Below are 21,942 nucleotides of genomic sequence, written 5' to 3' on the forward strand. Positions count from 1 at the left end.
AGCCGGACGATGCGCCGTGCGCGTCGATTTCGCGTCAATCTCGCGCCGGGTAAGCGCACGGTAGCGATCCGCGGCGAAACGGCCATCGTCCTTTTCGATTAGGACGCGACGTGGATTGCCGGTGCGATTCACGCAACTTGTCGTGGGTGCCACGGCCGAGGCGCGGTAAGATCGGCATCAGTGGCTGGATGGATCAGCATGGTGGCCGACACGGGGGAGGCGTCATGGATCTGAAGGAGCTCGACGTATTGGGAGCGGATGTAGGCGATCACTGGTACTACGCGTCGAAGGCGCGCGCGATCCGTCGGCTTCTGGGCCCGTCGGACGCGAGCCGGATCCTCGACGTCGGTGCGGGCTCGGGGTTCTTTTCCAAGCATTTGCTCGAGCGCACGCAGGCGACCGAAGCGTGGTGTGTCGATACGAGCTACCCCGACGATACCGACGGGGAGGCGGCCGGCAAGCCCGTCCATTTTCGGCGCGCCGTCGATCGATTCGATGCCGATCTCGTGTTGCTGATGGATGTCCTCGAGCACGTCGATGACGATGTCGGGCTGCTTGCGCGATATGTGGCGGGTGCGCCGAAGGGCAGCCGGTTCCTGATCACGGTTCCCGCGTTTCAGTTCCTCTGGAGCGCGCATGACGATTTTCTCGAGCACAAGCGCAGGTACACGCTCGACGGTCTTGAAGACGTCGCGCGTCGTGCGGGGCTCGAGGTCGAGCACGGCGCCTACTACTTCGGCCTCACGTTTCCGCTCGCGGCGGCATTGCGGCTGAGCGAGCGGGCGCGTCGGCAACCGCGCGAACCGGCGTCGCAATTGCGCCGGCACCATCCGGTCGTCAATGGTTTGCTCAAGCTGATCTGCCGGGCCGAGTTGCCGATGTTCCGGTTCAATCGGATGGCGGGCCTCACGGTCATCTGTGTCGCGCGCAAGCGGTGAGCATCGGGCGGATCGCATGGCCGGCGTATGGGCGTGGCACGATGCGCGTTGCCGCCCGCGTCGAGGCCGTCACGTGGAGTCACGCCATCTCGAAAAAATTTCGCAGGAACATTCACAAAATGCATGCGACCCGTTCTAAACCGGACAACTGTCTGTTATAATTTTTTTCTTTCGGGGCGTAGCGCAGCCTGGTAGCGTACCTGCATGGGGTGCAGGTGGTCGGAGGTTCAAATCCTCTCGCCCCGACCAGATCTAAACCCGCACAGCGTAAGGCTGTGCGGGTTTTTTACTTCGTGCTCAATTTTTGTGCAAATTGGAGACCGTATTAGAGAATCTCTAATATCGGGGCGCGATTTATGCAGATTTGAGCGTCGGCAGGTGAAGGACGACGTTCGATCGCGGCACCTCGCGCGACTTGATGTAGGTCTCGGTCGTTGAAGTGTCGGTATGTGCGCCGGCGACCCGCAGCTCCTCGATCGCATAGCCTGCGCGCTTGGCATCGGTCATCGCCTTCGCGCGGATGTCCTTGATCGTATAGGGTTTGCCCTTAATCGATGCGTCGAACTTCTCGACGCGTTCGATCGCACCGTCCCACGCGTCGCGGCATGCCTGGTCCGTCTTCGGATTTCCCTTTTTGTCCCGGATCACATACTTCTGGCCGAACGCGGGATCGAGCAGCTTCGCGCGCGCGAGCACCGCGTCGATGTCAGGCGTGAGAGGCCAATCGACAGCTTCGCCGCTCGAGTCTTCGGTCTTCGTCGGGATGAAGTGGATCACGCCGGCTTCGCGGTCAATCTGGTCCCAGCGCAGTAGCCGGATTTCGGTCGACCGCTGGCAGGTCAGGTAACACAGGTCGACAAAGCACTGCATCATGGCGCCGGTCGGGACCGTGCCGATGATCGTTTTCTCGTTCGGCTTCCCCTCGTTCTTCTTGTACCGATAGGTCATCATGGCGGCGCGGATCGCGAGGAAGTGCCGATCAGGGATGTAGACGTCCCGGTCCTTCGGCTTCTTCACCTTGACCTCGCGGCAGGGGTTCACCTGCATCAGCTTCTTCTTCCGGATCACCCAGCTGAAAAATCGCGTGAGCCATGCCTTCATGGCGCGCTGCATCGGCAGCTTGTCACCCCATTTCAGGTTCAAAAAATCCTCTACCGCGCCCGCGTCGATCCGCTCGACATTCCAATCACGTAGGGCCGAGATCACCGCGTCGCCGCGCCGAATCCACTCGTCGCGATAGGTCTCAGCGTACTGCTTCTTGTGCGTGTCGACGTACTCGCCGACGAGCCGCGGAATATTGCCGACACCGGTGGTCGGCTCGAACTTCCGCTTCTCCTCGGCGAGCCGCTCGTGCATGCGGATGTCTCCATCGTCGACGCGGCACAGGCGTTTCCACTTCCCATCGGGGCGCACCCAGTAGAACGAGCCGTCTCGCATGTAGACGCGACTCGGCAGCCCGTCTGGCCGTTTTCGGCGGCGTGCATTCATGGATTGCTGTCCTAGTAGATCCGTGGCCGTTCGAACACGGCTTCGGCGCGAGCTTCTGCCGTGCGCAGACCGAGCTTCGCTTCGGCGAGGAGCCGGAACGTTTCCCAGGTGAGCGCGATGCTGCCGTCGTCGCGCCGCGGTACGTCGACGTCGAACTGAGCCTTGAACCATGCCGCCTGAGCGCTGTAGCGCTTCTTGCCGCTCGCCTGTTCGAGGTCGGCGGCCGTCATCAGACCGGTGCTCATCGTTCGATCCTCCGAAATTCCAGAGCCCACACCCAAGGGTTTGCTTCCCAACCATAGCCGCGGGCAGCATTGATACCGTCCCAGAGCGTCAGGAACGAGCCGATCGGGTTGCCTGACGCCATCCCATCCTCGGAATAGTCTCGCCACATTCCTTGCAGATCGGGGTCGTCGGTTTCGAATACCTCGATGCCTTCTGAGATCGCATCAGCCTCGCTGATGCTTTGCAGGCGCTCGACGCGCACGCCGGTGATCTCGAGCGTGATGCGCGATGCCGCGCGCGGCATGTGGATCGACGGCCGCCACACCCTGTACTTCCCCTCAGGCGATTTCTCGCCATCCGGCCCGTGTGGATCGTCGATATAGTCGGCGCGATAGTGCACAAGGCAGTCGGCGTCGTACGGGCCGAGCGGGTGGTTGCTGTGTTGCCAGGCTTCGCGCACCCACAGGCGATCGCTGATCTTGCCGTATGGGCTGGGCGTCCAGTACCAGTCACCAGCCATCGGGTGCTTCTCCGGCAATACGGGCCAGCGCCTCAGCGTCTTAAGGGGTTTCCCCGCCTGCTGCTCCTCGGACCAGTAAAACGATCCGACCGGGCGTGGCTTGCCGTCTTGCATCAACGAATGACCCTCCGAGGCGAATGTGGCCCAGGCCGGCGGCTGCTCGCCGCGCACGGTCACGACGCGGCGGGTTTGCGTCTTCCGGCCTTCGAGGATGGCGCGCACCATCGCGCCGCTGAAAAGAATGGGGCGTTCTTTCATCGCGCGGCCTCCGAATAGCGTTTCAGGAAGATGCTTTCCTGGTAACTGACGCCTCGCCGGTCGCAGATCCGCATGACCGAGATCAGGAACGAGTCGACATTGTTGCCGGCGAGCGAAAGCGCGCGCAGGAGGTCCATCTCAATACCGCGTTCGACCGGAAGTTCGAACGTAGATCCCCGTTTCCCGCGTTCGAACTCGACGGTTGCTACCATCGACATGCCTCTGGTCCTGAGCTTGTGTGCAAGCTCGAGTAGGGCAGGGGCGATCTCATCGTCGTAGAATTTTTCGTTTTCGCTCATGAATTCGCCTCGGCTGTTTCGACGAGGTTGGACGCAACCCATTGGCGCATACGAGTCCAGCGCTCTTCGGGCGTCTCGAAAACCGATTTCCCGAGAGCGTGATCCCAGCGGTAGCCGTTCTCGTCATTCTCGAAAACGACTTCGGCGGCGAGAGCGGGAGCGATGTTAAAGGCCGTGGCGACTGCTTCCCTGTCTTCGGGATCGATGCTCTTCAGATCGAGGCCTCGCACGTTGCCGAGCACGCCAAGCGTGCAGAAATCGCCATCCGCATCCTGCAGCTCTGCTGTAATCAACCGCTTTTCCGGCATCGCATCGAGCGCGGCAGCCAGATCGCGGAGCAGGGATTGCCCGCGTTTTCCGCGAATCGCATTGCGCACCGCCATGCGCCACAGTTCGACGTTCTCGCAATCGTCGCTATATCCACTTCTGCTCATGACTGGGACTCCGTGAGGTTGTCGGCCGGTACTTCAGCTGCGCGAGCTGCGTGGCGGTCTGCGATGAACTTCTTCAGCCACTCGACTGCGTCGTCGGGCGAGCCGAGTGAGCCAGTGACCTTGCGGCGCTTATTCATCGCGCCGCATTGCTCGAACGTGATCGGGACTGCGCCGGCGGCGATGGCGGCAGCGCGCTTGCTGATCGCGATGTCGAAGTGCTCGTCGCGCGTGCCGCGGTGCTGGATCCATTTCGGATTGACGTCGATCGCGCGGACCATGGCGAGCAGCTCATCGGATGTATCTGCGATGAGGTGCGACATCTTGTAGACGCGGCCGCTCGCCGTCTTGAATTCGCCGATCGGGTGGCGATACATGTCGTCGACGTAGACGGTCATTGCATCACCTTGGGCGCATGGATGGTGATGTCGCGCTGCTCGACGCCATCGATTCTGATTTCCTTGTTCACGTCGTGACCTTCTCGGCGCACCAGCTCGAGCGTCAGGCCGACGAAAACGCCGGTGACGAATGCAAGGACATCGGTGACGGGCGCGTCGTCCAACGCGCGGTCGATGGCTTCGCCGAGAGCTTCAATTGCGGTGCGGCTCATGATTGCTCTCCAGCGCGATCGAGACGTTCGATCTCCGCGAGGATCATTCCGCCAGCCTTGATCAGGTTGCGGCGTTTCGTCGTCGGCTTCCACCATTTCCGAGACCATCCGGCTGGCCACAGCTTGTTGAATAACCCGAACATGTCAAACACGAACAGTTCGGCCAACAGGTAGCATGCGGCCGCGAAAGCCAATTCTCCGTCGTCGTGCTCATCGTCATGCTCGGGAGTCCAGCCTTCCTGTTCTACCTGCCGACGGCGCTCGGCAATGACGTCCCGTACGGCTTGGGTGTCGTGCGCCACCCACGCAGGCGGTTTTCCGAGCGGAGGCTTCCACTGCTCGGCGCCATCCACATATGTGTAACCCCTGGCTTCGAGGGTGCGCACCGCAGCGTTTCGTGCGCGCAGCGCTGCCTCGCGTGCTTCATCGCGCGCCTTGCGCATCTTGAAGAAGCCGCACGGTTCGACAGTGCCATTCTCGACGTTTCGATCGTCCCCGCAATCGTTGAGGCAATCGCAATTAGGTTTCGTGCTCATTGGGGTTCTCCTGCGCGGGCGGCGGCACGGTCGAGCCTCTCGATCTCGGCGAGGATCAGCGCGCCCGCCTTGACGAGATTGCGGCGCGCGCCCGCATCCTTCCACCATTCGTTATCCCACGGCCAGAACGTCGGCGGCTGCGGGCATGGCCCAACCATCGCACCAGCTTCGTGCATTCCTGCGCGTTGCGCGTAAGACGCGGCAGCACTAGCCATTTCGCCACCGTTGTGCTCGTCGTCATGTTCAGGCGTCCATCCTTCGTCCTCGACTTGCCGACGACGCTCCGCGAGAACATCGCGCGTAGCGTCCGTCACCTCGGCGCGCGGCTCCGGGTGCTGGGTGGCGAGGACTTCTCGCTCGATGGCTCGGGCAAAGTCCCGTAGACGCACCTGTCGGTCATATCCTAGATTGAGCAATGCGAGTTCCTCGATGCGCTCGTTTGTCAGCGTCTTATTCATTCTTGGCACCTTCGAGAAGGGCGCGGAGAACCTTGGAATAGCCGGCATACGGCGTATCGGGGAGCACGGACTGGTCGAACCACTTGACTGCGAATTCGATCGCTTCCCGCTCTCCATCCGTCAGCCCCTGCCGAGTGGCGACCTGCGCGGGCGGGGCGGTGTAGACCTCGTATGACCCGTCCGACAGCGAACCGTAGTAGTCGAAATCGGTGTTCACAAGCCCCCTAAAACGCGAGACAGTCAGGCAGCCGACCGTCTCTTGCCCCGCTGCCGCTGCAGGTTCGTCGTCTACCGTCTGATGCATCGCGGCTTCCAATTCGTGATACTTGTCGCACCACTCTTTCGCGCATTGCTTCCAGATTTCGATCTGACCGCGCTCGCCCGACAGCATCGTTTGAAGCTGCTCGACGACCGCTGCGGGCTGCGATGCTGCCGCGCGGGCCGCTTCCCAGCCCATTCGAGCATCGCGCGCGTCGCCAATCAATGCGCGCCGTTGCGGCGACAAGGACGAAAGCCATTCTTCGAACGTCGCCACCGCCCGCTCGTCTGCCGGCGCTGCCGCTGCATCTGCGGAGGGAGGCTGCGGGGCAAACGGGTGAAGCCCGACGTGCCAAACGACGATCCCGCCGATCTCGAACGAGCAACTCCACGTATCGGCGGCCCACTGGTCGTCATCGTCGAGATCTTGTGCATACATGGCGCGCAAGTCTCCCGTCGCATCCGATGCTGATCCGTAGATCATGCCGAGAACAGCGTCGAGCAAGTCGTCGCGACGCGTGACGATCTTTGCCTCGGGAATATCGCTTTCGCCGTGGCCGATGACGATGAAGCATTCGCCCGCCACCGCTCCCGCCACATCAGTGCGAGGGGTGCGGGCGGCATATTCTCGAGCGACCTGCTTTCGGCCGTCCTCAACACCGCGCAAGTACTCGCTGCGCAATTCTTCTTGGCGAGCATCTTCAGGAGTTGCCACGCGCACATGAGCACGTGGCGCATCGTGTGCGTATCCGCTACCCCCGCAAACATCGCAGGTGTAGCTTTCGCAAAGTGCGTCACCGAGCTGACCGTGACCTTGACATTGCGAGCAGGTGCTCATGCCTTTTCTCCTGCATCGACCAGCAGCCGCGCAAGATCATTGATAGCGCCGACCGTCAGCGTGATCCCATGTTCGCCTTGCCAGTCGAACACTGCCGCGCGCGCACGCACCATAGCCGCCCGCTCATCCGCCCCATTGCCCGTGCCTTCGAGCGGGGCGGCTTGCGTCTGCTGAGACAGAAACAGCTTCACCCCTTCGCTCACCTTCAGGTCCGGGTGTGCGGCGGCGAATTCTTCCGTGTATCCGATCGCGTTCAGCACAGCTACCAGCGTGTCCATAGCATCTTTCGCGTCGGCCGGCGCTGCTTCGTGCTGCTCGACAGCAATCAATGCCTCAATTTCACGCGCCCATACCTTGTGGATATGCGCGCCCTTGTATTCGTCGGCGGCCGGATTGTAAGTGCGCAACTCATGCACAATGCGGCGTAACTCGGTCAGCGCATCAGCCACGTCATCCAGCGTCATGCCGAGTGCCTCACGCCGGCTCTTGAGCAGTTCTCCGAGTTTCATATCAGTCGGCCCTCCAGCACGAACCATCCGTCTTCATCTTGCATGCTTCGTTCGTGGCGCATCCGCAATCCGACGCTTCGTCGGCCACTGATGACGATTCTGGCTGCACTGCCAAATATCTACGCTCACTACCAACTGCGCCGCAAATTTCGCATTGGTCCTGATCGGACCCGATCGATTTCCAACTTGGGTGCTGGCACCTGGAAGGACATTGCTCGTTAATCCGCCCTTCGTCATCCATACGCATCGCATCGCTTATCGCCATAGCATCATCACTCGGCGCTGCTTCGTGCTGCTCGACAGGGGATGCGCCTGCCGGTGGCGGCGGCAGCGTCAGGACCGTGCCGACCGGGAAATACTCGTGCGGCAGCATGTCCGCGAATTCTGGATTGCACGCCAGGATGTGCCGCCACTCCATTTCGTTGCCGCACTGGCGCAGGGCGATGCCCATGACGGATTCGCCCGGCTGCGTGGTGTGCGTGCGCGGCTGCTCGACAGGGCGCGCGGCATCCTTGGCGAAACCGCAGAACTTGCAAACGGTTTCTCCATTCATTCCGTACGGTCCATAGAGGCAGTCCGCATCTACCAGAAGCGGGCATCGGGTCAGCGCATCAGCGCGGCTATTGTCGGTGGTGGTCATGGTGGTCCTCAGGTCGTCAGGCGTTCTGAAAGGTCAGCACAACGCAGCCAAATGGCGGACTGCTATTGAACTTGCCATCTTCATTTCCAGGCACGCCGAAGTTGAATCGGCGACGCAGGAATTCGGCCTTTATGGGTGATCCCGGCTTGTCCCTGAATGGCTCTACATGGTCTTGCCACCATGCCTGCTCGGTCCGGTTAGCCGGTAAAAGCATGACGATCACGGGGCAGCCTGCGGCGAATTCTCCGTGTGCTTTTGCGACCCATGAACCGAGATTGCTGTACGGCGGATTGCACCAGACTCGGTGGGGCGCCCAAGGCTGCTTCAACCCGTCGCTCTCCAGATCGAAGAACGCCGGCTTCTTCGCGTTGCTGGCATTTGCCGCAGCGTCCAATGTGAACCCGTGCAAGGCGTCGTATCGTTCGAACAGCCAGTCAGGCGTGATGCGCTCGTCAACGGTGTCGCGCGCTCCACGCTTCGCGACCTGTTGCGGGTGGTTCGTGATCTTGAAACCTACAAGGCTCATCGTCATCCTCAATCAGTAGTACAGCCTCAATGGCGGGTGCTCGATTAGGCCGAGCGATAGGTTTTCGTCAGATCGCCGTCAACGGCTTTGCCAAGTGACCTGAGAAGGTTCGCCAGTCGCGCGCGATCCTCGTGACTGGCAGTTGCCTGACGCAGCAGCCCGAAATAGGAATTCGCAACTTGCATCATGTCGCCGGGCGAAGTGTCGGCAACGCGGCGCAGTGCTTCGTTGCGTGTGCGCTTCCGCGTCTCCCGGCGCCATGGTTTGATGACCTGGCCGACGAAGTCGACGCCGCGGTCGATTGGCTGCAGGATCGTCTTGCGCGGGTTGATCCGCGCGCCGAGACGCGCCGGCAGGAATACCGTCACATCCGAGAGGATCTCGTTCAGGCGCGCCGTCGATTCGTGCAGGAACATGAAATCGTCGACGTATCGAATGTAGTGCCGGGCGCGTAGCTGATGCTTGGCGCGCTGGTCGAGCACGTCGAGATAGACGTTCGCGAAAAACTGACTCGACAAGTTCCCGATCGGCAATCCGAGATGCGGCGCCTGTTCGAGCAACCTCTTATGGGGCGGAACGAGATCCATCATGACCGGATCGCCGTGGTACACGTAGTCGGCCCGTGGATCGTGCATCAGCACGGTTTCGGTCAGCGATCGCCAGAATGGCTCGGAGATCTTCGCGAAAAGCAGGTGGAGCAGAATTCGCTTGTCGATGCTGACGAAGAAGTTGGCGAGGTCGCACTTCAGGTAAAACGCGCGCCGCGACCAGTTCTGCGTGATCGAGCGCACCTTCGATTCCAGGCGCTCGGCAGCGTATAGCGTGCCGCGGCCCTTGATGCAGGCGCAAGAATCGGCGATGAACGACCGTTCGAAGCGCGGCCCGATCCGGTTGTAGAGCAGGTGGTGCACGATACGATCGCGAAAAGCTGCCGCCCATACTTCGCGCGGCTTCGGTCGCGTGATGACGAAGCACTTCGAGCGGCCTGGCGTGTAACTGCCATCGGCCAACTCGTCGTATAGGCGGCGCAGGTTGCGCTCGAGCCGCATCTCGAACGCAAGCGCCGCATTGCTGTTTCGCTTCGTTCGCCGGCAGTCGAGATATGCCTCGACGAGATCGACGAACGAAATTGGCCCTCGATCTGCGGACGGCGCGGGCGCGGAACTCGTAGTGCTGGTGGTTGTTGTTCTGGTTGCCATTGTTGAAGTTCTGATACCACGCCCAGCCGGAATATCGTGCTATCTACGTCGCCCGACCGATTTCTCGGGTGGGAAACTGCGCTGGACCTTTCCGCACGCCGGCGGCCGGTTTCCTCATTGCGCATGGCGGTGGCCTTATGAGCCAGCGGCACGACCAGATTGAAATATCGCTCAGTCGCGAAAGCCTTGACCTTCGCGAAGCGGGCGATTGGATGCGGACTTCTTCCATGCGGTGGCCTGCTTGCCGATGCTGGTCGTCAATTCGACTGCGCGCGCATATGCGCCCTTGTCGACCTTGCGCTTGTTGAAGCCGAGTCGAAGCAGAAGATTGATTACCTGCAGACGCTCGATGAGCGCCGTCAGATGCGGAGACTTATCGGCGGCGACGTTGGCGCGATAGACGAGCACGATAATTTCGATGCACTCGTCATTGATCTTCTCGCCGACTGACCGCTTGAAGTTCCGCTGCATGTTCGTGACCACATCGGTCACGACATCCAGAAGATCCTCCGCCGCTCGGTAAATCGGCAGTTGGGTATGCAGGGCCACGGTGGATTAGAAAATCAAATTACTGAAGGAATGAATCTGCGGACGGCGCGGGCGCGGAACTCGTAGTGCTGGCGGCTGCCGCACTGGTCGCCATCGAGGAAGTGCTGATACCACGCCCAGCCGGGTTCCGATTCATGCGCCTCTGCAGACCAATAAGCGCGCTCCTCGAACTCGCCTTTCAGGGTGGCGAACAGCAACGATTGCTCGCGGCGCGTCGGCAGTTCGCCGCCACGCTCTGCCGCCCATTCCTTGGCGTCCGACCAGGGGATGTCATCTGCGTCGCCGGGCAGCAGAATCAGGTAATGGCTCAGCGTGCCATCCTCATTGAGGACTTGACCTGCGAAACGCTCGCCGGCCTCGAGCGGGATCGTGAGAGCTTCGATGCGGTAATTCGTCGCTTGCCCTTGCTTCTTGATTGCTTCGATCATCGCGCCGATGCGCGCATGATCCGCTTCGATCTGTTCGAGCGTGATCGTCATTGCTTTCTCCGTTGAAAATGGATGAAGGGTTAAATCGACAATCTGCGGACGGCGCGGGCGCGGAACTCGTAGTGCTGGTGGGTGAGGCTCTGGAAGCCAGTGCCGAAGTACTGATACCACGCCCAGCCGGCGTATTCCGGATCGTCGTCAGGCGTGTTCGACCAGTACGCAGTCGGCTTGAACTGATCGCTAAGCTTCTCGTACGCGATTACGAGCTCGGCGCGGGTCGGAAGGTCGCCCCCGATGCTCTTAGCCCACTCCATCTGTTCCTGCCACGAGGCGAGATCGTTGTCGCCCGGCAGGAGGATCGTGTGCGTGACGTCACCGTTCTTGTCGACGAAGCCGCCGAGGTAGATCTCGCCTTCAGCGAGCGGGGGAAGCTGGATCTGCATGGGATCTCCATGAAAAAGGAGCGGGCGCCACAAAGGACGCCCGCAAAGTGCTACTGCCAATCAGTAAGTCGAAAGGGAAGGCGCCGTTACGCGCGCCGTACGACCGGAGTGCGCTCCAGACGCTCGGAATGCTCCTGAAGCAGCGCCTGAAGGGAGAGGAACACGATGAGGGCGGCGAGGGCGCCCAGCCAGATTTTCAGAAGGACCACGGCAGCACCCCCGCACGAAAAGCAACGCAGAGAAACCAGACACACCCAACGCTCACGCCGCACAAGAGGGACATCGCGCATGCTTTGACGATGCCGCCGTGAATCTGGTGGCATGAGGCGAGTAAGTCGTTGTCGCGCGGGACGCGCGTCACAAGCGATCGCCTGTTTTCGTGAAATACAGGCTGCAGGCTGTTAGAGGCACCCCGCATCACAAATTCTCCCCGCACATCCGATAGTAGGTGGGCGGATCGGGCTTCCGTTCGATGGTCAGATAGCCGGCTTTGACGAGCGCCGCTTCCATCACAATCCGCGTCGCGGACTTGATCGCATCCGCCGGGATCGTGTTGAGCGCGAGTTGCAGCGCATCGGCCATATCCACGGCCGTGCTAGCCAGGCGGCAGTCGTCCGCGCTGATAAACCGAGCGGCGCCGGCACCGTCGATCGTGAGCAGGGAAAGCGTCGGCGCATGCGCCGAAACGAGGCATTCCGGGTATTGCGCGTGTTGGAGCCAAGGCCCCGGAGTGTGCTTGATCTGGTTCATGTGGTCTCTCGATGTGGTTTGCCGCGGATCAGGCGCCCTCGAGCGCGTTCGCGACGCCGGCCGCGATCAGGTTTAGGGCGATTCGGCGAAGCTCCGGCGAGTGCGGATTCTCTCGGCGCAGTTCGATCAGGTCGCGCGCTGCTTGGCTCATGATGTACCCCTGGGTGATTGGCCGCCGTAGCGGGCGCAGTTGTTATGCGATGTGATCGGCTATCCAGTGCTGGGCCGTGTCGCGGTAGCTGCAATGGGTAACGCGCTTTCCTGCGAAGTAGATCGCGAAGGCCTTTTCCCAGCCTTCCGGTTCTTCCTGCTTGATCGTGTACATCTCGTTCCCCTTCGTGGTTGCGTGGTCAGTGGCGCTGCCGGCGCGTCGGCACTTTCCTGAGATCGAGGACGACGACGAGCAGAAGTGCAGCGGAAAAAACTCCCAGGCCGAAGCCAATCAGGAATGTGCTCACAGATTCGTACTCCGAAATTAATTGGTGTCTGAACTGCGTCGAGCCGCCTGACTGCGCTCAAGGAATGGCACTGTGCGAGGCAATGCCATTCGATCAGAACAGTCGAACTCTCAAGGGCGCGCACTCGGGGTGCTGCGTGCGCTGCTGCTCGGTGGATGAATGCGGAGGATCCGCGTCCGAATGCGCGCTCTTGAGAGCATTGTTTTACGTCCCTGTCCGGCAACACCTGGCCGGGCCAGCTCCGGAGCAGGGACGGTGCGACGGGTTACCACGCCACTCATCGCTGGGCGCCGCAATGCGGTAGCAGCTCATCAGGCCGCCATTTCTCGCGCTTTTACATTCAGCCGCACGAGGCCAAGGGCTGGGTGCTGAGCACCTATTCATCTGCCGCCAGGGTTAGAGAGCGATCCGCCGGGGCGGTGGCGCAGCGATCTGTGCTGCGTTGGAATGAATAATAGCGGCGCTATTTGTAAATTGCAATAGCGGAGCTAGTCGAGCGCGTGGAAATTTGTAACATCAGGATGACCGGCCTGATGTGCATGTTGGATTTGGCGGTATTACCCATCACGGAACGCAGGTATGGGCCGGCGCTGCTATTCTGGTGCTCGTTGCGACCACAAGAGATGAGGGAGGAGGGGCGGTGATAAGCGATAGATGGGCAATTCGAGGCGCGGTCGGCGTGCTCGCATTCCTCGGCTACCTAGCATGGAAGTTTGCGTCCGAGCCTATGTCAGCCGCCGATGTGACGATTATCGATCCAGCAAAAGCGGTGACCGACCGCGTGCATAGCCAACGCGTTTCGGCAGCATATGTCGCATACAGAAGGATCGCCGCCTCCATGCGAGATCCCGATAGCTTCCATCTCGAATCGGCTGTTTTGGTCGGTGAGGGAGCCGTGTGTTACCAGTTTCGCGCGCGAAACGGTTACGGTGGCATGAATCGGGGCTACGCCGTCCTGAACTCGCCTGGCGGGATGCTGACTACCAATGAAATGTCGACGTTCCGAAGTGCATGGCGCGCGTCGTGCAATGGGAAAGCCGGAGAGGACATTTTGCGTCAACTTGTCGTTTTGGACGGCCTAAATCCGGACCTTCGTAGAAATTAGTTGCGGCCGAGAAGCCAAAGCCTGTTGAAAGCCCCCAATTCTGGCGCTACACTACTGTACATGCATACAGGTATTTGGCGCTGACGAAGACGAGGGCAGCGGATGAAACAAGAAGCGATGAAGCGCCTGCGCTGCAGGCCCGGGGACTTGGCGATTGTGACGAGCTGTCGTGTGCCGGAACGGCTTGGATTGTTGGTGCGCGTGATAGAGCGCAGCTCCGACGCCGCATATGACTGGCTCGTCGAGCTATCTGGGAGCGGAATTGAGGCGCCCGGAGTAACCACAGGCATCGTAATGAATAGAACTCGTGCTGTGCTTCGGGATGGCAGCCTTACCCCGATCGGCGCGGATCCTCATCCATATCAAACGGCTCTTCCGAATTCGGAAGCATACGAAGCATCAACCTGAAGGTCGTTTCAGGTTCACCGGCCTGGTCGGCCCTGTAAACAGCCTCGACGACTTTGGCTGCCGGCTCGCTAAGTTCCTGCTGGATGCTGTTGACGACCCGTGAATATGCCCGCTCTATATCTAGAGCGAGCCTCGGGCTGAACGACGGGATCTTGACCCCCAGACCGATCGAAAAAGCGGTCGCTGCGGCGATATTTAGGGGGCGTCGGCCATTTAGGTATTGCCAAACCATTCCCTGCGTGCCGATCCCATATCGAGCGCCAAACTCCCCTTGCGACAGGTCGCTCCTCTCTTCGAAGAGCTTGGCCAATGCTGCCGCCTCCTCGGCCTGCCAGGGAGGAACTTCCTTCTCGTCGGGTTTGCGGTTATCTGACATGGCTGAAGTGTAGCAATGCTATTACTCGCCTCAACTAGCCCTGCTATTGACAAGATGTAATAGCGTAGCTAGTATCGGTGCATGGATCTCTCAACTTATCTCTCGTCGCGGAAGATCACCCAAGCCGCATTCGCCCAGCAACTGGGCGTAAGCCAAGGACTGATCTATCAGTGGCTCACTGGCCGGCGGCCGATTGCCATTGACAAGTGCGTGGTTATTGAGCGCATCACGGCGGGAGAAGTCAGCCGTCGAGAGCTCCGGCCGAACGACTGGCAACTGATCTGGCCGGAGTTGTCCGATCTGTCGGGACGTGTAGACGCCTCCGACGACGTGCAGCCTCCGGGTGGCGTTCCGGATCGAAAGGAGGGAGCGTGAAGATCACTCTTTCGAAATGGGTCTGCAATTTCTGCAATCGAACCGAGGACGATGTTGCTCATATCGTCACGGGACCGTCGAACGTGGCGATCTGCGATGAGTGCGTGGCGATTTGTGCCGAGGTCATTGCCAAACCCCGCAACCCATCCGATGTTCAGCCTCCGGCCGGAACGTCGGATCGAAAGGAGGGGGAGTGATATGCAGCCACCACCCGAGTTGGTTGGTGTTTGTGCGTCGTACTCGAGGGCATTGGAGCTTTCGATGCTCTCCATTCTCACGATGCTTGGCCAGGATCTGACGAGAACGCAGCAGGCACGACTTCGGCGGCTACGCCGCGTTGCAAAGCGACGGCTAGAAGTCGCTCGAGTGGCGGATGCCCATACGCTTGTTCCGGGGCCGTCGCCTGGCAGACGAGGACTTTGAGTACGTCCCAGTGATACTCGCGCAGATGTCGAACGAATGACGTGACAGCAGTTGATGGGTTCGACGAGAACGTAAGGCCGTGTGCAACCCCTGTTTCTAGCAGGCGTGCTTGCGGATTGGTCGGAAGCGGTTTGATTCTGACCTGAAGCACGAACAGATGCTGTTTCGTGAATTGATCTTGTGTAGCGACGGTCATGCGAGCCCCGTTGTGTGGTGGTTGAAGAGGTCAGAGGCTTCAATTCTCGCATGGCGGTGGTTCGCATCTAGTTGGTTGGGTGATGCAAAAAATTTTGCGCCTCACCCGAGTCGTAATTCCAGTGGTAACCCGGTTGTTTTTTCCTATGGAGTCTGAATGCTCTTACAGCCTCACCACCAGCCTGCAAGCGGCGCCCGTGCGGAGCAGGCTGAGTTTGTGCCGCAAGAATCGATCGCGGAATGTCGTTCCTTCCGTGATGCCGTGCGCCTCGCGTGGAAGCAGCGAGTCGAGCGCGGCATGACGCAAAGAACGCTGGCTGAGCGCCTGGAGGTTCCTGCATCGCACCTTTCGAACATGCTCAACCGCGACCCGGTTGATCGACACGGGAAGGCGCGGCAGGACTTGCCTGCGAGGCTGATCGCGGACTTTGAACGGGTCGTCGGCAACCGCGCTGTGTCGCAGTATCTCGCGCGCATGGCGATGCTGACGTTGATGGAGGAAGTGATTCAGCAGAGGGCCACTATGAAATGACCGAGGAACAGGCGCTTCGGATTGGCCGGAAGGCCGTAGAGGATGCCCGGCGACGGGTGGGGAATGACCGAAACGCACTGCTACAGGAGTTGGAGAAAGGCACAAAGAAAAACGTGGAGACGATGCAGGCGTTTGCGATAGCTGGACGTCTGTTTCTTCTGGCAAGTCAGGCAACGAAGCAGTAAGGCACGCCGGCTCCGGCCGGCGTACTGAATTCGATCACAAGCGTTCGCGCGCGAGCTCTTCTGATCCGATTTAGTAGTCCTACGCGGTAGAGACCGCAAGGAGATGCCAGTGGACGATTTTTTCAGCGCCCGCACCGGGCACCGCGTCAGCGAGACGCAGCAAGACAGCTTCCATTCCATCCCGCTGGCCGAACTCACGGCCAAGCAGAAGATGGTGATGGACTGCTTCGATTCGCCCATGGTCCTGCTCACCCGCGAGGACATCTCGGCGCGGACGAATCTCAAACTTTCAAGCGTGTGCGGCCGCGCACGTGAACTACTCGACGCTGGCCGCCTGGCGAAGCGTGGCTCGCGGAAGCGCACTGCCACGGGCAAGTCACAAGAATTGCTCGGCCTGCCGGTGGCGTGACATGGCGCGATTCCATTGCCGATGCCGGCACTGTGAGGCGCGCCGGGTTCTGAAGAAGCCCCCCCAGAGTACGCCCGGCAGCCGCAGTGCAACGTCTGCGGTCGACGCGATTTCCGAATCGATTCATGGATGCAGAAGCGCAACACGCGACTCATGGCGTGCACCTGCGCCGGCTACTGGTTCTGGCATCGCCGCGGCTCTCTGTACTGCTGGCACCGGGCCGACGGCTCAATCCGATCACCTGGCGATCCCGATTTCGCGGATCGCAATCCGCTGCCTGACGCTGTAGCGGCCTGAATCTCCCTCCTGGAGGAAACGTGGCAAAGAATTCCATCGACGCGTACGGCGCGGCCGGCAAGAGCAACGTCCTGTTCTTCGATCCGGACGCGCTGACGCTCATCACGGACCCGGCACACCCGCTGTTCGATCGGCGCGCGCTCCTGCCTTTCGATGAAGCAATGGTTCGGAATATCCGTCATCGCGGCGTGCTCGAGACGATCCTCGTGCACAAGGATCCGGAAACGGGCGATGTGATCGTCGTCGACGGCCGGCGCCGCGTAATCGCAGCGCGTGAGGCAAACCGTCGCCTGCGCGAAGCTGGGGAGGCGCCGGTGATGGTGCCGGCGCTCCCCAAGCGCGGGAAAAAATCGGAACTCGCCGGGATGATGGTCGCGACGAACGAACATCGCGAGCACGACAGCCCGATCAACCGTGCCGAAAAGATGCAGCGCCTGCGCGATCTCGGGTACGACGACGAGCAGATCGCCGCCGAGTTTCGTATCGAGCCGCCGACGGTCGCGGCATCGCTGCGCCTGCTCGATTGCACGGCTGCCGTGCGCGACGCGCTCGAAGCCGACCAGATCACGGTATCGCATGCGCTGAAGCTGGCGAAGCTGACCCCGGAGCAGCAGCGCGAGAAGGTCGCGGCAGTGATCGCGGCTGCCGACGGCAAGGAAGGCCATGCCAAGGCACGCGCGCAGAAGGCCGCGCTGACGGGCGATGCTGCCCCGCGCATGCGTACGCGCAAGCAGATTGCTGCCGAGCTCGCGCAGGCCACTGGCGAGCGCGCTGACGCGCTGCGTTGGGTGCTCGGCTTGGACGCCGGGGCTCAAGACGGAGCGGCAGTCGATCCGCGCCAATTGTCGATCGACGAGGCAGCATGAGCGTCACCGCTACATTTTGGGTCCGCGCACAACGCGTCGGCAAAGGGTCGCCGAAGGCCGTTCTGATCGCGCTCGCCGACTTCGCCGGTGAGGATTTTCGCGTGTGGGCGAGTATGGACGCGATCGAGCAGTTCATCGAGCAGGACCGCAAGACGATTCTCGCGAACATCAAGCGCCTGAAGGAGCTGGGCTATCTCGAAGATACCGGCGAGCGTACCGGCCGAACCGGTCAGGTAATCGTCTACCAGATGACGAGCCCGGTCGGCGCCCCGAAAGTGCAGATGACCAATCGCGATGGCAAGGTCGTCGAGATCGGGCCGCCCCAATCCAAACAAACCCAAATCCGGAACAGTTCCGAAAACGGAACCGTTAAACACACCCAGAAACGGAATAGTTCCGAAAACGGAACAGTTCCGAATTTGGATGGCAACGGTCCCGTTTTTCCGTCGAAACAGTCCCAAATTTCCGCCGAAACGGTCCCAAATTTGGGACACGGAACTACCAAGGAACTACCAGAGGAACTGAAAGGCAACGACCAACCCGCGCGGCGTGCGCCGCGAGTTGCGTTGCATTCCGAGCTGCGTGAACTCGAACTGCCCGACTGGCTGACGGCAGACGCATGGGTCGATTGGTGCGAACACCGCGAAGCGAAGGCCCGAGACAAGTCGGCGCCGTGGACGCGTCCGGCTGCGAAGGTCTCGATTCGTCGTCTAGCGAAGCTCCGCGAGCTCGGTCACGATCCGGTCGCATGCATCGACGAAGCCGTGCTTCGTGGTTGGACGGGACTGTTCCCGGTGAAGGACGCACAACAGGGCGCCGCAGGCATCCCCTCGGCTCCTGCTGACTGGTGGAAATCGGAGAGCGGCTATCTGGCCCGTGGCGCGCAGCTTGGTGTCGACCGAGCGAAGTTCCAGTACTTCGAGCAGTACAAGGCGAAGGTCTGCAAGCTGGCGGGCCCGGGTGAATGGATGGAAGAGCTGCTCCGCACGGTCAGCCGTGAAAGCGAGGAGCGCTACGAGGCCCTGTACGCCTACTTCAACGACATCCCGCGCGAGCAGGTTGCGCAGACGGAGGCCGCGTGACAAAGCGAACCTCCTGGCCGATGCGGATCGACGCTGGAACCAAGACAGTCGGCACGGCGCGCGTGCGCGACGACTCACGTCCGAAGATGACGGCCGCCCAGAAGGCGATCTTCGACACAACCGGGAACCGGCCGCAGGTCGCTGCCGGCTTCGATGACATCGCTGATGGCGTCGATGCTGGCCGGCCGGTCCCGCTGTCCATGCAGAAGCCGAAGAAGGAATCGAAATACCGGAACCAGGCGTGCGAACACGACGGTATCAAGTTCGACAGCCGCCGCGAGCGCGATCGCTGGATTGAACTGTCGCGCCAGCTCGCGGCCGGCGAGATCTCCGAGCTCGAGCGTCAGGTCGTGTTTGTGCTGGCTGACGCGGTTGTGATCGACGGTCGCAAGAAGCCTGCACTCCGCTACATCGCGGACTTCGTCTACGAGCGTGATGGCAAGACCGTGATCGAGGACGTCAAGGGCATGGTCACTCGGGAATACCGAATCAAGAGGCATCTGATGGCCGTGCGTGGCCTGCAGATCGTCGAGATCAAGTAAGGGGCGAAATCAAATGGCTGAACGGATGATGGGTCACACGGCGCGCCTGATCTGCGAGTCCCTCGCGCAGACGCCGAACATGACGGCAAACCAGGTCGCGGAAAGCCTCGACAAGACATTCGAGGCGATCAAGAACCCGCTGCGCAAGCTAATTGCCGAGGGCTATATCAAGCGCGGTCATCGTCGAAAGGACGGATTCCCCATGTGCCTCACCGGTAAGCCGTTCCCGCCGTCGAGCGCTAACGCGCGACGGCCCGATCCCGCATTCCTGCGGGCGGTCCGTATTGACGAGGGCTTTGGCGCCCTCATTCCCGCCATGCGCGCGATGGTCGAAATCGGGCGAGTCTCGGCATGAATGCCATGACACCGATGGAGCGGCTCATTCAAGAGGGCGTCAATGTCGAGCACGACGGCGTCGAGGTATCGGGGTATTGGCGCGGAAACCATATATGGGTTCGACGCAGCACAGATCTGCGTGACGGCGCTTGGTACATCCAAGTGAGGCATTCGGACGGTGGCTACCTATATGACGGATGGTGGGAAAACTCCGATGCCTCTCCCGCTGATGCCGTCGCCGAAGCTTTCGGTGGCGCTTGCCTCTTGGAGGATGAATGAAGCGGTCTGGTTTCGGCCCGCGCAAAACACCGATGTCGCGCGGATCATGGTCCCGTAAAAGCTCACCGTTACCGCAGCAGGCGCCGCGAAAGGCTGCGATGAAGCGGAGCGCGAAGCGGCCGACGGTCGCCGAAGGCTCGAAGTATCTCGCGGTATGCCGCGGCGAGCCCTGCTATTTGCGCGTGCCGGGCGTCTGCCGGCTCAATCCGCTCGATGACACCGTCGTGCCGTGCCATTCGAACCAGGCGCGGCACGGGAAGGCTGGCGCGATGAAGGCGAAAAACGAATTCACAGTTCCCGGGTGCGGCGCGTGTCACGCATGGCTCGACCAGAACCGACTCGGCACGCCCAAGCAGGTGAAGTTCGACGTGTGGGATCGAGCATTCGAAGAGTGGGAGCCGGCGCGGGCTCGAAAGATGGGGTTGATGGAGGAAGTGTGCGACTAGTCGTGAAGATGTCCCTGCCGGCCGTGCGCCACTGGCGCCACTACCGTGCGAACTGGGTGACGTTTGAATGCCGTGCTGTTCGACTGCGCGGCCCGGTTCGCCGGGGAACTCCCGCGAAGCCGGCGCCGGCATGGATCTATGCCGACGTCATCGTGCCGGAACAGTACCGCGACCAGGCCGCACCGCATGCATGGAATCCGGATGGGACATATCCCGTTGAAGTGCCAGTGAATTGGAATTCGAAGACTCTGGCGCCGTTCATTGCGAGCGGCGATCTCGAATGGAACGTAGGAGGTGACGAGTGAGCGAGGTTGCATGCATCGAACTGTCATCGGTGCCCGAGCCGCTGCGCGCGATCGCGGCGAGCCGCGTTGATGATGCTGGCGGCCGGCTGATTGCGTTCACGGGTTGCCCGGTGGTCGGACGCGAAGCGGACAACGGAGAAATCGAATTTTCGTTTCCCCGGGGCGTTGAGCTGCGTGAGTCGCTCATCGACTGGATGCTGTATTGGGGCATCCCTTTCCGGGTGATGCCGTGATGAGCGCGCTCCAACGACCGAAGGGCGGCCCGCTGGCGAACCTTGCCGGACGCTGGGCGAATGATCCGACATTCCTTGACTGGATGCGCGTGAGCGGTCAGCCGGCCAACACGCCGGTCGATGCCGCTGATTTCATTCGGGCTCGATGCTGCATAGAGAGCCGCGCGCAGCTCGACCATGATTCGCGCGCGAGAGCCAGATTCGATCAGTACGTTCGCGGGCCCTATGCCAAGTACCGAGCCGCGCAGAAACTCGATGAAAATCAAAATTGACGACAGGAAGACCATGACGCCCGATCAGAGCCAACAAATCGAAGAACGCCTGCTGACCTGGTACCGCTGGCAGATCCGCCAGTCGCATGCGGAGACCCTGTCGCACTTCTACCGACCGGAGGACCGGACCTGCCGCGGCTATGTGACGCCGACGACCGACGAAGAAGACGACGAGAACGCCTATCAATGGGCCGATGATCGGCAGTCGGAGCAGGTGCAGCTCTGCGTCGATTTGCTGGCGGTCGAGCAACGCGCGGCGATCTCCGTGAGCATGCGCAACAAGGAATGCGGCCGTGATGTCTGGAGCAGCGTTCGGGCCGGCGATCAGCACGCCACGTATCAGGCAGCGAAGGCGGCGTTGCTGCCGATGTTCCTTATCAAGGGGCTGGTGAAGGTCGGGGAGGTTGCATGAAGATCTATGTCGCTGGCCCGATGACGGGACACCCTCACCTGAATTTCCCGGCATTCCACGCGGAAGCGGCTCGTCTCCGCGCCCTCGGATATGAAGTCGTCAATCCGGCAGAACTGAATGCCGATTCGTCGGCAGGCTGGCTGGAGTGCATGCGCATCGACATTAAGCATTTGGTCGACTGCGATGCGATCGCCATGCTGGAGGGTTGGCAGACGTCTCGCGGCGCACAGCTCGAGTACACAATCGCGCTGACGCTGGGTCACGTCGTGTTTCGTGCGGTCGACATCGTCGACGGGGTGGCGGCATGAAACTCTGCATCAACTGCCAATACTACGACCGGAATATGCGGCCGCCGGCGCCGAAGGATGGGCGCGCGCCGGTCGTGATTCATCAGCCCGGCATGGCGCTTTGCTTGCATCCGAGCACGATGGACCGAACGAGCCTCATTTCCGGGGAGCCGGTCCGATACACCGATCGAGCTGGTGTGGGGAATCAGCGGTACA

General features: G+C 61.1%; 37 protein-coding genes and 1 tRNA gene. 17 read left to right on the top strand and 21 right to left on the bottom strand.

Annotated features, from left to right (window positions below):
• Nucleotides 1-224 precede the first annotated feature (224 nt).
• Together LMA02_RS07045 and LMA02_RS07050 are read left to right on the top strand one after the other, a co-directional pair.
• A complete protein-coding gene (locus LMA02_RS07045) occupies nt 225-938 on the top strand; it encodes a methyltransferase domain-containing protein (protein WP_228907419.1) in 714 nt (237 codons plus the stop codon).
• A 172-nt stretch (nt 939-1,110) separates the two neighbouring features.
• Nucleotides 1,111-1,187, top strand: a tRNA-Pro gene (locus tag LMA02_RS07050).
• Between the two features lie 105 nt (nt 1,188-1,292).
• On the opposite strand, the gene LMA02_RS07055 is transcribed toward LMA02_RS07050, so the two are convergent.
• The 21 genes from LMA02_RS07055 to LMA02_RS07145 all read right to left on the bottom strand — a co-directional run bounded on the left by LMA02_RS07055 (nt 1,293) and on the right by LMA02_RS07145 (nt 14,250).
• Complete coding sequence (locus LMA02_RS07055; protein ID WP_228907420.1) at nt 1,293-2,426, bottom strand: tyrosine-type recombinase/integrase; 1,134 nt, start codon at nt 2,424-2,426, stop codon at nt 1,293-1,295.
• An 11-nt stretch (nt 2,427-2,437) separates the two neighbouring features.
• Nucleotides 2,438-2,671, bottom strand: a complete 234-nt coding sequence (locus tag LMA02_RS07060; RefSeq protein WP_228907421.1) for a DUF4224 domain-containing protein — start codon at nt 2,669-2,671, stop codon at nt 2,438-2,440.
• Nucleotides 2,668-3,429 carry a hypothetical protein gene (locus LMA02_RS07065; protein WP_228907422.1) on the bottom strand — a complete coding sequence of 254 codons (762 nt, stop codon included), beginning with the start codon at nt 3,427-3,429 and terminating at the stop codon, nt 2,668-2,670. Before LMA02_RS07065 ends, LMA02_RS07060 begins: the two co-directional genes overlap by 4 nt.
• Complete coding sequence (locus LMA02_RS07070) at nt 3,426-3,728, bottom strand: hypothetical protein (RefSeq protein ID WP_228907423.1); 303 nt, start codon at nt 3,726-3,728, stop codon at nt 3,426-3,428. The genes LMA02_RS07065 and LMA02_RS07070 overlap by 4 nt, the downstream gene beginning before the upstream one ends.
• A complete protein-coding gene (locus LMA02_RS07075) occupies nt 3,725-4,162 on the bottom strand; it encodes a hypothetical protein (protein ID WP_228907424.1) in 438 nt (145 codons plus the stop codon). Before LMA02_RS07075 ends, LMA02_RS07070 begins: the two co-directional genes overlap by 4 nt.
• Entirely contained in the window at nt 4,159-4,557 is a 399-nt protein-coding gene (locus LMA02_RS07080) for a DUF4031 domain-containing protein (RefSeq protein ID WP_228907425.1), read from the bottom strand. The genes LMA02_RS07075 and LMA02_RS07080 overlap by 4 nt, the downstream gene beginning before the upstream one ends.
• Complete coding sequence (locus LMA02_RS07085; protein WP_228907426.1) at nt 4,554-4,769, bottom strand: hypothetical protein; 216 nt, start codon at nt 4,767-4,769, stop codon at nt 4,554-4,556. Before LMA02_RS07085 ends, LMA02_RS07080 begins: the two co-directional genes overlap by 4 nt.
• On the bottom strand, nt 4,766-5,305 hold the full coding sequence (locus tag LMA02_RS07090; protein WP_228907427.1) for a hypothetical protein: 540 nt from the start codon (nt 5,303-5,305) through the stop codon (nt 4,766-4,768). The genes LMA02_RS07085 and LMA02_RS07090 overlap by 4 nt, the downstream gene beginning before the upstream one ends.
• Nucleotides 5,302-5,763: a hypothetical protein gene (locus LMA02_RS07095; protein WP_228907428.1), complete on the bottom strand. Its 462-nt coding sequence runs from the start codon at nt 5,761-5,763 to the stop codon at nt 5,302-5,304. Before LMA02_RS07095 ends, LMA02_RS07090 begins: the two co-directional genes overlap by 4 nt.
• Nucleotides 5,756-6,859, bottom strand: coding sequence for a hypothetical protein (locus tag LMA02_RS07100; protein ID WP_228907429.1), 1,104 nt, complete (start codon nt 6,857-6,859; stop codon nt 5,756-5,758). The genes LMA02_RS07095 and LMA02_RS07100 overlap by 8 nt, the downstream gene beginning before the upstream one ends.
• Nucleotides 6,856-7,368 carry a helix-turn-helix domain-containing protein gene (locus tag LMA02_RS07105; RefSeq protein WP_228907430.1) on the bottom strand — a complete coding sequence of 171 codons (513 nt, stop codon included), beginning with the start codon at nt 7,366-7,368 and terminating at the stop codon, nt 6,856-6,858. The genes LMA02_RS07100 and LMA02_RS07105 overlap by 4 nt, the downstream gene beginning before the upstream one ends.
• 1 nt (nt 7,369) lies before the next feature.
• Nucleotides 7,370-8,008, bottom strand: coding sequence for a LysM peptidoglycan-binding domain-containing protein (locus LMA02_RS07110; protein ID WP_228907431.1), 639 nt, complete (start codon nt 8,006-8,008; stop codon nt 7,370-7,372).
• Between the two features lie 16 nt (nt 8,009-8,024).
• The gene (locus LMA02_RS07115; protein WP_228907432.1) at nt 8,025-8,540 is read right to left on the bottom strand and encodes a phage N-6-adenine-methyltransferase; all 516 of its coding nucleotides are present in this window, start codon (nt 8,538-8,540) and stop codon (nt 8,025-8,027) included.
• Nucleotides 8,541-8,578: 38 nt separating this feature from the next.
• Nucleotides 8,579-9,583 carry an RNA-directed DNA polymerase gene (locus LMA02_RS07120; RefSeq protein WP_228907620.1) on the bottom strand — a complete coding sequence of 335 codons (1,005 nt, stop codon included), beginning with the start codon at nt 9,581-9,583 and terminating at the stop codon, nt 8,579-8,581.
• 321 nt (nt 9,584-9,904) lie between these two features.
• Nucleotides 9,905-10,282 (bottom strand): four helix bundle protein, encoded by a 378-nt coding sequence (locus LMA02_RS07125; RefSeq protein WP_212116245.1) that lies wholly within the window; start codon nt 10,280-10,282, stop codon nt 9,905-9,907.
• Between the two features lie 14 nt (nt 10,283-10,296).
• Complete coding sequence (locus LMA02_RS07130) at nt 10,297-10,761, bottom strand: DUF1566 domain-containing protein (RefSeq protein WP_228907433.1); 465 nt, start codon at nt 10,759-10,761, stop codon at nt 10,297-10,299.
• Nucleotides 10,762-10,790: 29 nt separating this feature from the next.
• Nucleotides 10,791-11,153, bottom strand: coding sequence for a DUF1566 domain-containing protein (locus tag LMA02_RS07135; RefSeq protein ID WP_228907434.1), 363 nt, complete (start codon nt 11,151-11,153; stop codon nt 10,791-10,793).
• A 417-nt stretch (nt 11,154-11,570) separates the two neighbouring features.
• Nucleotides 11,571-11,903 carry an acetyl-CoA carboxylase gene (locus LMA02_RS07140; RefSeq protein ID WP_228907435.1) on the bottom strand — a complete coding sequence of 111 codons (333 nt, stop codon included), beginning with the start codon at nt 11,901-11,903 and terminating at the stop codon, nt 11,571-11,573.
• A 28-nt stretch (nt 11,904-11,931) separates the two neighbouring features.
• Nucleotides 11,932-12,054, bottom strand: a complete 123-nt coding sequence (locus tag LMA02_RS35240; RefSeq protein ID WP_267478974.1) for a hypothetical protein — start codon at nt 12,052-12,054, stop codon at nt 11,932-11,934.
• Nucleotides 12,055-12,096: 42 nt separating this feature from the next.
• Nucleotides 12,097-12,228, bottom strand: coding sequence for a hypothetical protein (locus LMA02_RS35245; RefSeq protein ID WP_267478975.1), 132 nt, complete (start codon nt 12,226-12,228; stop codon nt 12,097-12,099).
• A gap of 1,569 nt (nt 12,229-13,797) precedes the next feature.
• Nucleotides 13,798-14,250, bottom strand: coding sequence for a hypothetical protein (locus LMA02_RS07145; RefSeq protein ID WP_228907436.1), 453 nt, complete (start codon nt 14,248-14,250; stop codon nt 13,798-13,800).
• An 81-nt stretch (nt 14,251-14,331) separates the two neighbouring features.
• Here LMA02_RS07145 and LMA02_RS07150 point away from each other — a divergent pair, with 81 nt between their 5' ends.
• The 15 genes from LMA02_RS07150 (at nt 14,332) to LMA02_RS07220 (ending at nt 21,747) form a co-directional block, all read left to right on the top strand.
• Nucleotides 14,332-14,625, top strand: coding sequence for a transcriptional regulator (locus LMA02_RS07150; RefSeq protein WP_228907437.1), 294 nt, complete (start codon nt 14,332-14,334; stop codon nt 14,623-14,625).
• Nucleotides 14,622-14,822 (top strand): ClpX C4-type zinc finger protein, encoded by a 201-nt coding sequence (locus LMA02_RS07155; protein ID WP_228907438.1) that lies wholly within the window; start codon nt 14,622-14,624, stop codon nt 14,820-14,822. Before LMA02_RS07150 ends, LMA02_RS07155 begins: the two co-directional genes overlap by 4 nt.
• Before the next feature lie 578 nt (nt 14,823-15,400).
• Nucleotides 15,401-15,775, top strand: coding sequence for a helix-turn-helix domain-containing protein (locus LMA02_RS07160; protein ID WP_175725139.1), 375 nt, complete (start codon nt 15,401-15,403; stop codon nt 15,773-15,775).
• Nucleotides 15,776-16,069: 294 nt separating this feature from the next.
• Nucleotides 16,070-16,369: a hypothetical protein gene (locus LMA02_RS07165; RefSeq protein WP_228907439.1), complete on the top strand. Its 300-nt coding sequence runs from the start codon at nt 16,070-16,072 to the stop codon at nt 16,367-16,369.
• A 317-nt stretch (nt 16,370-16,686) separates the two neighbouring features.
• Complete coding sequence (locus LMA02_RS07170; RefSeq protein WP_228907440.1) at nt 16,687-17,532, top strand: ParB/RepB/Spo0J family partition protein; 846 nt, start codon at nt 16,687-16,689, stop codon at nt 17,530-17,532.
• Nucleotides 17,529-18,614: a helix-turn-helix domain-containing protein gene (locus tag LMA02_RS07175; RefSeq protein WP_228907441.1), complete on the top strand. Its 1,086-nt coding sequence runs from the start codon at nt 17,529-17,531 to the stop codon at nt 18,612-18,614. Before LMA02_RS07170 ends, LMA02_RS07175 begins: the two co-directional genes overlap by 4 nt.
• A complete protein-coding gene (locus tag LMA02_RS07180; protein ID WP_228907442.1) occupies nt 18,611-19,156 on the top strand; it encodes a DUF1064 domain-containing protein in 546 nt (181 codons plus the stop codon). The genes LMA02_RS07175 and LMA02_RS07180 overlap by 4 nt, the downstream gene beginning before the upstream one ends.
• Nucleotides 19,157-19,169: 13 nt before the next feature.
• Complete coding sequence (locus tag LMA02_RS07185) at nt 19,170-19,511, top strand: hypothetical protein (protein ID WP_228907443.1); 342 nt, start codon at nt 19,170-19,172, stop codon at nt 19,509-19,511.
• Nucleotides 19,508-19,771, top strand: coding sequence for a hypothetical protein (locus LMA02_RS07190; RefSeq protein ID WP_228907444.1), 264 nt, complete (start codon nt 19,508-19,510; stop codon nt 19,769-19,771). The genes LMA02_RS07185 and LMA02_RS07190 overlap by 4 nt, the downstream gene beginning before the upstream one ends.
• Nucleotides 19,768-20,217: a nuclease domain-containing protein gene (locus tag LMA02_RS07195; protein WP_228907445.1), complete on the top strand. Its 450-nt coding sequence runs from the start codon at nt 19,768-19,770 to the stop codon at nt 20,215-20,217. The genes LMA02_RS07190 and LMA02_RS07195 overlap by 4 nt, the downstream gene beginning before the upstream one ends.
• 2 nt (nt 20,218-20,219) lie before the next feature.
• Complete coding sequence (locus LMA02_RS07200; protein ID WP_212116261.1) at nt 20,220-20,522, top strand: hypothetical protein; 303 nt, start codon at nt 20,220-20,222, stop codon at nt 20,520-20,522.
• Nucleotides 20,519-20,755, top strand: a complete 237-nt coding sequence (locus tag LMA02_RS07205; RefSeq protein WP_228907446.1) for a hypothetical protein — start codon at nt 20,519-20,521, stop codon at nt 20,753-20,755. The genes LMA02_RS07200 and LMA02_RS07205 overlap by 4 nt, the downstream gene beginning before the upstream one ends.
• Nucleotides 20,755-21,027 carry a hypothetical protein gene (locus tag LMA02_RS07210; RefSeq protein ID WP_228907447.1) on the top strand — a complete coding sequence of 91 codons (273 nt, stop codon included), beginning with the start codon at nt 20,755-20,757 and terminating at the stop codon, nt 21,025-21,027. Before LMA02_RS07205 ends, LMA02_RS07210 begins: the two co-directional genes overlap by 1 nt.
• Nucleotides 21,011-21,439: a hypothetical protein gene (locus tag LMA02_RS07215; protein WP_228907448.1), complete on the top strand. Its 429-nt coding sequence runs from the start codon at nt 21,011-21,013 to the stop codon at nt 21,437-21,439. Before LMA02_RS07210 ends, LMA02_RS07215 begins: the two co-directional genes overlap by 17 nt.
• The gene (locus tag LMA02_RS07220; RefSeq protein ID WP_228907449.1) at nt 21,436-21,747 is read left to right on the top strand and encodes a DUF4406 domain-containing protein; all 312 of its coding nucleotides are present in this window, start codon (nt 21,436-21,438) and stop codon (nt 21,745-21,747) included. Before LMA02_RS07215 ends, LMA02_RS07220 begins: the two co-directional genes overlap by 4 nt.
• Nucleotides 21,748-21,942: the final 195 nt, after the last annotated feature.

It is taken from the genome of Burkholderia sp. B21-005, assembly GCF_020843965.1.
Classification (GTDB): domain Bacteria; phylum Pseudomonadota; class Gammaproteobacteria; order Burkholderiales; family Burkholderiaceae; genus Burkholderia; species Burkholderia ambifaria.